At 66.6% G+C, this 9,282-nt stretch carries 9 protein-coding genes; 6 read left to right on the top strand and 3 right to left on the bottom strand.

The features are described from left to right. From CDO44_RS14395 to recR, 3 genes are all read left to right on the top strand, one after another. Nucleotides 1-532: DNA polymerase III subunit gamma/tau C-terminal domain-containing protein (locus CDO44_RS14395; RefSeq protein WP_304528376.1), on the top strand; the 532-nt coding region annotated here is incomplete at its 5' end. Beyond that, nucleotides 529-855: a YbaB/EbfC family nucleoid-associated protein gene (locus CDO44_RS14390; protein ID WP_087780897.1), complete on the top strand. Its 327-nt coding sequence runs from the start codon at nt 529-531 to the stop codon at nt 853-855. The genes CDO44_RS14395 and CDO44_RS14390, both read left to right, overlap by 4 nt. A 10-nt stretch (nt 856-865) precedes the next feature. Further along, nucleotides 866-1,477, top strand: a complete 612-nt coding sequence (recR, locus tag CDO44_RS14385) for a recombination mediator RecR (RefSeq protein WP_087780896.1) — start codon at nt 866-868, stop codon at nt 1,475-1,477. A gap of 90 nt (nt 1,478-1,567) precedes the next feature. Here the strand turns inward: recR and CDO44_RS14380 are convergent, their stop codons facing one another. Next, nucleotides 1,568-1,786 carry a SlyX family protein gene (locus tag CDO44_RS14380; protein ID WP_087780895.1) on the bottom strand — a complete coding sequence of 73 codons (219 nt, stop codon included), beginning with the start codon at nt 1,784-1,786 and terminating at the stop codon, nt 1,568-1,570. 155 nt (nt 1,787-1,941) lie between these two features. On the opposite strand from CDO44_RS14380, the gene CDO44_RS14375 reads away from it, so the two are divergent. Further along, nucleotides 1,942-2,376, top strand: coding sequence for a VOC family protein (locus CDO44_RS14375; protein WP_087780894.1), 435 nt, complete (start codon nt 1,942-1,944; stop codon nt 2,374-2,376). Nucleotides 2,377-2,416: 40 nt separating this feature from the next. On the opposite strand, the gene tal is transcribed toward CDO44_RS14375, so the two are convergent. Further along, a complete protein-coding gene (gene tal / locus CDO44_RS14370; RefSeq protein ID WP_198951365.1) occupies nt 2,417-3,373 on the bottom strand; it encodes a transaldolase in 957 nt (318 codons plus the stop codon). 296 nt (nt 3,374-3,669) lie between these two features. Between tal and carA the strand changes: the two genes are divergently transcribed. Both carA and carB read left to right on the top strand, forming a co-directional pair. Beyond that, a complete protein-coding gene (carA, locus tag CDO44_RS14365) occupies nt 3,670-4,815 on the top strand; it encodes a glutamine-hydrolyzing carbamoyl-phosphate synthase small subunit (RefSeq protein WP_233146183.1) in 1,146 nt (381 codons plus the stop codon). A gap of 147 nt (nt 4,816-4,962) precedes the next feature. After that, on the top strand, nt 4,963-8,199 hold the full coding sequence (carB, locus tag CDO44_RS14360; RefSeq protein WP_087780891.1) for a carbamoyl-phosphate synthase large subunit: 3,237 nt from the start codon (nt 4,963-4,965) through the stop codon (nt 8,197-8,199). 131 nt (nt 8,200-8,330) lie between these two features. Here the strand turns inward: carB and CDO44_RS14355 are convergent, their stop codons facing one another. Further along, complete coding sequence (locus tag CDO44_RS14355) at nt 8,331-9,275, bottom strand: TauD/TfdA family dioxygenase (RefSeq protein WP_087780890.1); 945 nt, start codon at nt 9,273-9,275, stop codon at nt 8,331-8,333. Nucleotides 9,276-9,282: the final 7 nt, after the last annotated feature.

Raw genomic sequence — 9,282 nt, 5'->3', positions numbered from 1 at the left:
GCAGGGGCAGGCCCAGGCCGCGCCGCCCGCTCCCGTCCGTGCGGCGGACGAGGCGCCGGTTGCCGCCGCGCCGCGCGGCGAGGGCCTTGCCGAAGCTTCGGCGCCGCCGGAGCAGGGCGGCGTCATCGAGCTGAACGAACCCTGGCCCGCGCTGGCGGCCCGCCTCCCCATCAAGGGCATCGCCGCCCAGCTGGCCCAGCAAAGCGAATGGGTCGGGGTGGAAGGCGGCACCGTCGTGCTACGCGTGGCCACGCGCGGCCTGGCCGAGGGGGCCGGCGTCGAGCGCCTGCGGAGCGTGCTGGAGAGCCATTTCGGGACACCCGTACGGCTGCGCTTCGAGATCGGGCAGACCGGCGACGCCACTGCGTTCGCCGTGGCCGAATCCGAGCGCCAGGCGCGGCAGGAGGCCGCCGAGCGGGCCATCATGGCCGATCCCTTCGTGCGAGACCTGCTCGACAATTTCGGCGGCCAGATCGTGCCCGACTCCATTCGTCCCGTATCCACCGAATCCAAACAAGGAACCCAGTCATGATGAAAGGACAGCTTGCCGGCCTGATGCGCCAGGCGCAGCAGATGCAGGAAAACATGAAGAAGGCGCAGGAAGCGCTGGCCGACATGCTGGTGGAAGGCGTGTCCGGCGGCGGGCTGGTCAAGGTGACCATGTCGTGCCGCAACGACGTCAAGCGCGTCGACATCGATCCCAGCCTGCTGGCCGACGACAAGGACATGCTGGAGGACCTGGTTGCCGCCGCGTTCAACGACGCATTGCGCAAGGCCGAGGCGACCAGCCAGGAAAAGATGTCGGCGCTGACCGCCGGCCTGCCTCTGCCCCCGGGCATGAAGCTGCCCTTCTGAGCGAGTGCGCATGGCTGCCGACAGATTCGTCGGGCCGGCGCCGCTGTCGGTGCTGGTCGATGCCCTCAAGCGCCTGCCGGGGGTGGGCGCCAAGTCGGCGCAGCGCATGGCCTACCATCTGCTGCAGCACGATCCGCACGGCGCCCGCATGCTGAGCCAGGCGCTGGGCGACGCGGTGGCGCGCCTGCGCCATTGCGCGCGCTGCAATACCTTCACCGAATCCGAGATCTGCGAGACCTGCGCCAGCCCGCGCCGCGACGCCAGCCTGTTGTGCGTGGTCGAGACGCCGGCCGACCAGAACATGATCGAGGCCAGCCACAGCTACAACGGCTTGTATTTCGTGCTGATGGGCAGGCTGTCGCCGATCGAGGGCGTCGGGCCGAACGAGATCGGATTCGACCGGCTCATCGAACGTGCCACCGACGGCGAGGTCAAGGAAGTCATCCTGGCGACCAACTTCACCACCGAGGGAGAAACCACCGCCCACTACCTGGCCGAAGTGCTGCGCGCTCGCGGCCTGGGGGTTACGCGGCTGGCCCGGGGAGTGCCCGCCGGCAGCGAGCTGGAATACGTGGACGCCGGCACCATCGCCTGGGCGCTGATGGACCGGCGGGCGCCGTAGCAGCCTGCCCGGCGGCACCCGCCAGGGGCATCGCCATCCCGTTCCAGGCCGCCTGACGCGCTGGCGCGAGTCGGGCCTCGAGCACCGGTCTCAATAATGCGGCGGAACTTCGTCGCGCAAGCTGCGCGGCGCGCCGGGAGCCGCCGCATCGGCCAGTTGCCTCCGCAGGGCTGCCAGTTCGCGGGCCAGCAGCTCGATCTGTTGCTGCTGGCGGAAAACCGTCTGGTTGAGCCGATCCAGCAAGTCTTCGGCAAAGCCGGCCTTGATCTCCAGTTCGGTCAGTCGTTGTTCAGTCTGGGATGTCGTCATGGTGGTTCGGGTTTCCCCCTGCAATTGAAAACTGGACCGGGACGTCGATTCGGCGGACGCTCATTCGTCGTGGAACAGGCATCCATGATGCCCGTTAACACTCTTCCGATGGAGATCGCCATGTCCAAGTCAGCAGTCAAGCCCATCCCGACGGCATGCACGCCGTCACGCCGCACCTGATATGCGCCGGTGCCGCGCAGGCCATCGATTTCTACGCGCAGGCCTTCGGCGCCGTCGAGCTGGCCCGGCTGCCCGGTCCCGGCGGCAAGCTCATGCATGCGATGGTAAAGATCGGCGATTCTACAGTCATGCTGGCCGACGAGTCGCCCGACTGGGGCATCCTGGGGCCGGCCTCGCTGAAAGGATCACCGGTGTTCATTCACCTCTACGTCGAGGACGTGGACGCCACGGTGGCCCGTGCCGTGGCGGCGGGAGCGAAGCTGACGCTGCCGGCTACGGACATGTTCTGGGGCGATCGCTATGCCCAGGTGGAAGACCCGTTCGGGCACCGCTGGTCGGTCGCCACGCATGTGGCCGATCTGAGTCCCGAGGAAATCCAGGCCGGCATGGCCAAGTCGGGCTGCGTGTGATGCGCGCGGGCGGCGGGCGCCGGCGCGCTCCGCCGCCGTTTCAGCCGCGTGCCTGTTCGATCAGCGCATCGAGCTTGGCGGCATCGGCCGCGAACAGGCGTATGCCCTCGGCCAGTTTTTCGGTACCCATGGCATCGTCGTTCAACTGCGTGCGGAACGCGACTTCGGAGACGTCCATGCGGGGAAGGTCGACGGCCTGCGCCAGCGCGGGCGTCAGCCTGGCCGGGACGTCGCCCTGCGCCTGTTCCAGCGCCGCCAGCAGTTCCGGGCTGATGGTAAGCAGGTCGCAGCCGGCCAGCGCCAGTATCTGCCCGGTGTTGCGGAAGCTGGCTCCCATGATCTCGGTGGCGACGCCGAACTTCTTGTAGTACTCGTAGATGCGGGTGACCGATTGCACGCCGGGATCGTCGGCGCCGCTGTACCGGGCCTCGTCCCATTGCGCGCCCAGCGCTTTCTTGTGCCAGTCGTAGATGCGGCCGACGAAAGGCGAGATGAGCTGGACCTCGGCCTCGGCGCAGGCGGCGGCCTGGACGAGGGAGAACAGCAGCGTCATGTTGCAGCGGATGCCCTCCGATTGCAGGAGGCGCGCGGCCTGAATGCCTTCCCAGGTGGACGCGATCTTGATCAGGACCCTTTCGCGCGGTACGCCAGCGGCTTCGTAGCAGGCGATAATGGTGCGTGCCCGCTCGACGGTGGCACGCGTGTCGAAGGACAGCCTGGCGTCGACTTCGGTCGACACCCGGCCGGGCACGATGCCCAGAATCTCGATGCCGAACGCCACCAGCAGCCGGTCCATCAGTTCCGCGGCCGATGCGCCGCGGTAGTCCCTGACGGTGCGCGCCAGCAGCGGGCGGTAGGCGTCCTTTTGCACTGCCTTGAGGATCAGCGACGGATTGGTGGTCGCGTCGGTGGGCCGGAATGCCCGCATGGCTTCGAAATCGCCGGTGTCGGCCACCACTACCGTGTGGCGCCGCAGGGCTTCAAGCTGATTGGACACGGTTCCTCCGTAAGACATGTTCCATGAGTTATAATTGTAAGGTTTGACGTTCACATTTCACGTCCTTCCCTAGCGCGTACCCAATTTTCGCTGCCTTTTACGCAAGTTCGCGTAGATCCGCTTGCCTGCGCCCGTGTCGTGCGCGGGCGAAACGGCGACGCCGCGAACGACGAGGCAAAGCCGGACAGCCACCACCGCACCAGCCTGCACAAGCGGCCTGCGCGCGAATGGCCGAACCGGGCTGCGGCGCCCGTTGGCGTACCTTCGGGAGGAGGACTCGACTCGGAGATTCTCTCTTGCTGCCGTCTCTCTTTCCCGAGACCACCCCCGCGATACTGGCGCTTGCCGACGGCACGATCTTTCGTGGCATATCCATCGGCGCACCCGGCCATGCCGTGGGCGAGGTCGTCTTCAATACCGCCATCACAGGGTATCAGGAGATCCTTACCGATCCCAGCTACAACCGCCAGATCGTAACGCTCACTTACCCGCACATCGGCAACGTCGGCATCAACGACGAAGACCGCGAGGCGGCCAGGGTCCATGCCGCCGGCCTGGTGGTGCGCGATTATTCCCTGATCGTCTCGAATTTCCGCTCGCAACGCTCGCTGTCCGACTACCTCTCGGCGCAGAACGTCGTCGGCATCGCCGGCATCGACACGCGCAAGCTTACCCGCATCCTGCGCGACAAGGGCGCGCAGAACGGCTGCGTGTACATCGGCAACGACGAGCAGGAGGCGCTGCGCCTGGCGCGCGAATTCCCCGGCATGTCGGGCCTGGACCTGGCCAAGGTCGTCTCGGTGGACAAGTCCTATGAATGGGGCGAGGGCGTCTGGAGGCTGGGCGAGGGCCATGCGCCGAAGGGCGACGGTCGCTTCCACGTCGTGGCCTACGACTTCGGCGTGAAGTGGAACATCCTGCGCCTGCTGGTCAACAGCGGCTGCCGCGTGACCGTGGTGCCGGCCCAGACGCCGGTGGCCGACGTGCTTGCGCTGAATCCCGACGGCGTGTTCCTGGCCAACGGCCCGGGCGATCCCGAGCCTTGCGACTACGCCATCGAAGCCACCCGGGCCTGCCTCGACCGGAAGATTCCCCTGTTCGGCATCTGCCTGGGGCACCAGATCATGGGCCTGGCCGTCGGCGCCAAGACGCTCAAGATGAGGCTGGGCCACCACGGCGCCAACCACCCGGTCAAGGACGTCGCCACCGGGCGAGTGTTCATCACCAGCCAGAACCACGGCTTTGCCGTCGATCCCGCCACCCTGCCGGCCAACGCGCGCGTCACCCACGTGTCGCTGTTCGACGGCTCGCTGCAGGGCTTCGAGCTGACCGACCGGCCCGCGTTCTGCTTCCAGGGCCACCCCGAAGCCAGTCCCGGCCCCCACGACATCGTCGTCCTGTTCGATCGGTTCGCCCAACTGATGCAACAGAGCAAAGGATGAACCCACCCCTACGCGCTTCGCGCGCCCCTCAAGGGGCGACGCCGGCGGACCGGCGAAGCCGGATCCGCGGCGTCCGGAATAGGCAGAGACGGCTTTGGTCTCACCCTTTCGCGAAGCGCGTTGAACAACTAGGTTGCCCGTAACATTATGCCCAAGCGTACAGACATTCAAAGCATCCTCATCATCGGCGCCGGCCCGATCGTCATCGGCCAGGCGTGCGAATTCGACTACTCCGGCGCGCAGGCCTGCAAGGCGCTGAAGGCCGAGGGCTACAAGGTGATCCTGGTCAACAGCAACCCGGCCACCATCATGACGGATCCGGAAACGGCCCACGTCACCTACATCGAGCCCATCACCTGGCAGGTGGTCGAGAAAATCATCGAGAAAGAGCGTCCCGACGCGTTGTTGCCCACCATGGGCGGCCAGACCGCGCTCAACTGCGCGCTCGACCTCGACAAGCACGGCGTGCTGGCCAAATACGGCGTGGAGCTGATCGGCGCCAACGCGCATGCGATCGAGAAGGCCGAGGACCGCCAGAAGTTCAAGGAAGCGATGACCAGCATCGGTCTGGAATCGGCCAAGTCGGGCATCGCGCATTCCATGGAAGAAGCCTGGGACATGCAGCGCCGCATCGCCGAGGAAACCGGCACCAGCGGTTTCCCGGTCGTGATCCGGCCCAGCTTCACGCTGGGCGGCACCGGCGGCGGCATTGCCTACAACGCCGAGGAATTCGAGACCATCTGCCGGCGCGGCCTGGAGGCCTCGCCCACCAGCGAGCTGCTCATCGAGGAGTCGCTGGTCGGCTGGAAAGAGTTCGAGATGGAGGTCGTGCGGGACAAGGCCGACAACTGCATCATCGTCTGCTCGATCGAGAACCTCGACCCCATGGGCATCCATACGGGCGATTCGATCACCGTCGCGCCGGCGCAGACGCTGACCGACAAGGAATACCAGCTGATGCGCAACGCCTCGCTCGCGGTGCTGCGCGAGATCGGCGTGGATACCGGCGGCTCCAACGTGCAGTTCGCGGTCAACCCGGCCAACGGCCGCATGATCGTGATCGAGATGAACCCGCGCGTGTCGCGTTCGTCGGCGCTGGCTTCCAAGGCCACGGGGTTCCCCATCGCCAAGGTCGCGGCCAAGCTGGCGGTCGGCTACACGCTGGATGAATTGCGCAACGACATCACCGGCGGCGCCACGCCGGCCTCGTTCGAGCCCACCATCGACTACGTCGTCACCAAGGTGCCGCGCTTCGCGTTCGAGAAGTTCCCGCAGACCGACTCGCACCTGACCACGCAGATGAAGTCCGTGGGCGAGGTGATGGCCATCGGCCGGACCTTCCAGGAGTCCTTCCAGAAGGCCTTGCGCGGCCTGGAGGTGGGCGTGGACGGCCTGAACCAGAAGACCACCGACCGCGAGCGCATCGAGGTCGAGCTGGGCGAGCCGGGCCCCGAGCGCATCTGGTACGTGGGCGATGCCTTCGCCCAGGGTTTCTCGCTCGAGGAAGTGCACCAGCTCACCCACATCGATCCGTGGTTCCTCGCGCAGATCAAGGAAATCGTCGACATCGAACTGGCGCTCGAGAAAAAGACGCTGGCCGATCTCGACCGCAACACCTTCTGGCAGTTGAAACGCAAGGGCTTTTCCGACCGCCGGCTGGCCTACCTGCTGGACACCACCGAGACCGAGGTGCGCAAGCTGCGCCACCAGTTCGACGTGCGTCCGGTCTACAAGCGCGTCGATACCTGCGCGGCCGAATTCGCCACGCACACCGCCTACATGTACTCGACCTACGAGGAAGAGTGCGAGGCCAACCCGACCGATAAAAAGAAGATCATCGTGCTGGGCGGCGGACCCAACCGCATCGGCCAGGGCATCGAGTTCGACTACTGCTGCGTGCACGCCGCCATGGCGCTGCGCGAGGACGGGTTCGAGACCATCATGGTCAACTGCAACCCGGAGACCGTCTCGACCGACTACGACACTTCCGACCGCCTGTATTTCGAGCCGCTCACGCTCGAAGACGTGCTCGAGATCGTCGACAAGGAAAAGCCGGTCGGCATGATCGTCCAGTACGGCGGCCAGACGCCGCTGAAGCTGGCCAAGGCGCTGGAGGCCAACGGCGTGCCCATCATCGGCACGAGCCCCGAGTCCATCGACATCGCCGAAGACCGCGAGCGCTTCCAGAAGCTGTTGCACAAGCTCGGCCTGCGCCAGCCGCCCAACCGCACCGCTCGCACCGAGGCCGAGGCGCTGGCCCACGCGCAGGACATCGGCTATCCGCTCGTGGTGCGCCCGAGCTACGTGCTGGGCGGCCGCGCCATGGAAATCGTGCACGAGCAGAAAGACCTCGAACGCTACATGCGCGAGGCCGTCAAGGTCAGCAATGACTCGCCCGTCCTGCTGGACCGCTTCCTGAACGATGCGATCGAAGTCGACGTCGATTGCCTGTCCGACGGCAAGCGCGTCTTCATCGGCGGCGTGATGGAACACATCGAGCAGGCCGGCGTGCACTCTGGCGATTCGGCCTGCTGCCTGCCGCCGTATTCGCTGTCGGCCGAGCTCATCGAGGAAATCAAGCGCCAGACCGGCCTGATGGCGCGCGCGCTGAACGTGGTCGGCCTGATGAACGTGCAGTTCGCGATCCAGCAAGGCACCGTCTACGTGCTGGAAGTGAATCCGCGCGCCTCGCGCACCGCGCCGTACGTGTCCAAGGCGACCTCGCTGCCGCTGGCCAAGATCGGCGCCCGCGCCATGGCCGGCCGTTCGCTCGACGACCAGGGCCTGGGCGAGGAAATCGTGCCCAAGTATTTCTCGGTGAAGGAAGCGGTGTTCCCGTTCGTCAAGTTCCCCGGCGTGGACACCATCCTCGGTCCCGAGATGAAGTCCACCGGCGAAGTAATGGGCGTGGGCTACAGCTTCGGCGAGGCCTTCGTGAAGTCGCAGCTGGCCGCCAGCGTGCGCCTGCCCGAAAGCGGCACCGCCTTCATCAGCGTCAAGAACGAGGACAAGGGCAAGGTCATCGCCGTGGCACGCGGCCTGCATGCGCTGGGCTTCTCGCTGGTTGCCACGCGCGGCACCGCGGCCGCCATCGAGGCCGCCGGCATCCCGGTGAAGATCGTCAACAAGGTCACCGAAGGGCGGCCCAACATCGTCGACATGGTCAAGAACGGCGAGATCTCGCTGGTCATCAACACCGTCGAGGAACGCCGCAACGCGATCGCGGATTCGCGCGCCATCCGCACCTCGGCGCTGGCCTCGCGCGTCACCTACTACACGACGGTGGCGGGCGCCTGGGCGGCGGTCGAAGGCATGCAGTACATGCGCCAGGGCGCCGGCTTGCAAGTGTATTCGCTGCAGGAGCTGCACCGCTCGGTGGTCTGACGACGACCGGATTCGTGCCAGCCGGAAGGGCGCTTTCCCGTGAGGGGGGCGCCCTTCGTCATAGTCGGCGCGGACGTCCGTCCCGCGCTGCCGGCCTTGCGCGCAGGGGCGGCCCGCGAGCGCCGCGCCGCCTATTCCTGCAGCGCCCGCGCCGCCGTGATCGGATCTCCTTCCAGCGCCACCGAGGGCCGCCCGTCCGGACCCACGGGCACTTCGCCGCCCAGCGTGATCCGGTACAACTGCCGGTCGAACTCCGTGGCGAAGACGTCCTGCGGCGCCAGGTGCGCCGTCGAGCGGTTGTCCCAGAAGGCGATGCTGCCCGTTTCCCACTTGAAGCGCACGGTGAACTCCGGCCGTATGGCGTGCTCGAACAGCAGCTCCAAAATCTGCTGGCTTTCGCGCGGCGCGAGCCCGACGATGCTTTGCAGGAAGGTAGGGCTGATCATCAGCGATTTCTCGCCGGTCTCGGGATGCACGCGCACCAGTGGATGCTCCGTCAACAGCGGCCTGCGTTGCACCTTGTCGAGGAAGTCCGCGGTGGCCGTCGAGCCTTGCGGCGCGACGTAGCGGTGCAGGCCGCGCAAGCCGTCCACGAAGTTGCGCAGGGGCTCGGACAGCGCCTGGTAGGCCGCCGCCAGGTTGGTCCATTGCGTATCGCCGCTATAGGGCGGAATGACGACGCCGCGCAGTATGGAGGCGTAGGGAGGATTGATGGCGGCGGTGACGTCCGTATGCCAGCCGGTCCAGGGGCGAACCGTTTCGGCACCCTGGTAGCGCGCCTTCTTGCGGTCGCGCGCCACCGAATAGATCTCGGGGTAGTCCGGATCGAAGCCGAATACCGGATGGCCGATCGTGGGTTCGCCGAATTGGCGGGCGAGCGAGACGTGCTGGGCGTGGGTAAGAGGCTGGTCACGAAAGAACAGGACTTTCCAGCGCAGCAACGCATTGCGGATATCGGCGACCTGGGCCGGGTCGAGCGGACGCGACAGATCGACGCCGCGGATCTCGGCGCCGATGTGCGCGGATTGGGGCAGGACGTCGATGGTCGAGGGCGGGGCGGCGAGAACGGCGCTCATGGGCATC

The organism is Pigmentiphaga sp. NML080357 (assembly GCF_002188465.1).
In the GTDB taxonomy this organism is placed as follows: domain Bacteria; phylum Pseudomonadota; class Gammaproteobacteria; order Burkholderiales; family Burkholderiaceae_B; genus Pigmentiphaga.
This window is presented reverse-complemented; position numbering and strand designations above follow the sequence as displayed.

What these genes read in the sequence shown, in the direction of transcription:
- CDO44_RS14375 (WP_087780894.1), top strand. Translation starts at nt 1,942, where the DNA reads ATGCACGCCGTCACGCCGCACCTGATATGCGCCGGTGCCGCGCAGGCC.
- CDO44_RS14355 (WP_087780890.1), bottom strand. Translation starts at nt 9,275, where the DNA reads ATGAGCGCCGTTCTCGCCGCCCCGCCCTCGACCATCGACGTCCTGCCC.
- CDO44_RS14390 (WP_087780897.1), top strand. Translation starts at nt 529, where the DNA reads ATGATGAAAGGACAGCTTGCCGGCCTGATGCGCCAGGCGCAGCAGATG.
- CDO44_RS14380 (WP_087780895.1), bottom strand. Translation starts at nt 1,786, where the DNA reads ATGACGACATCCCAGACTGAACAACGACTGACCGAACTGGAGATCAAG.
- carB (WP_087780891.1), top strand. Translation starts at nt 4,963, where the DNA reads ATGCCCAAGCGTACAGACATTCAAAGCATCCTCATCATCGGCGCCGGC.
- recR (WP_087780896.1), top strand. Translation starts at nt 866, where the DNA reads ATGGCTGCCGACAGATTCGTCGGGCCGGCGCCGCTGTCGGTGCTGGTC.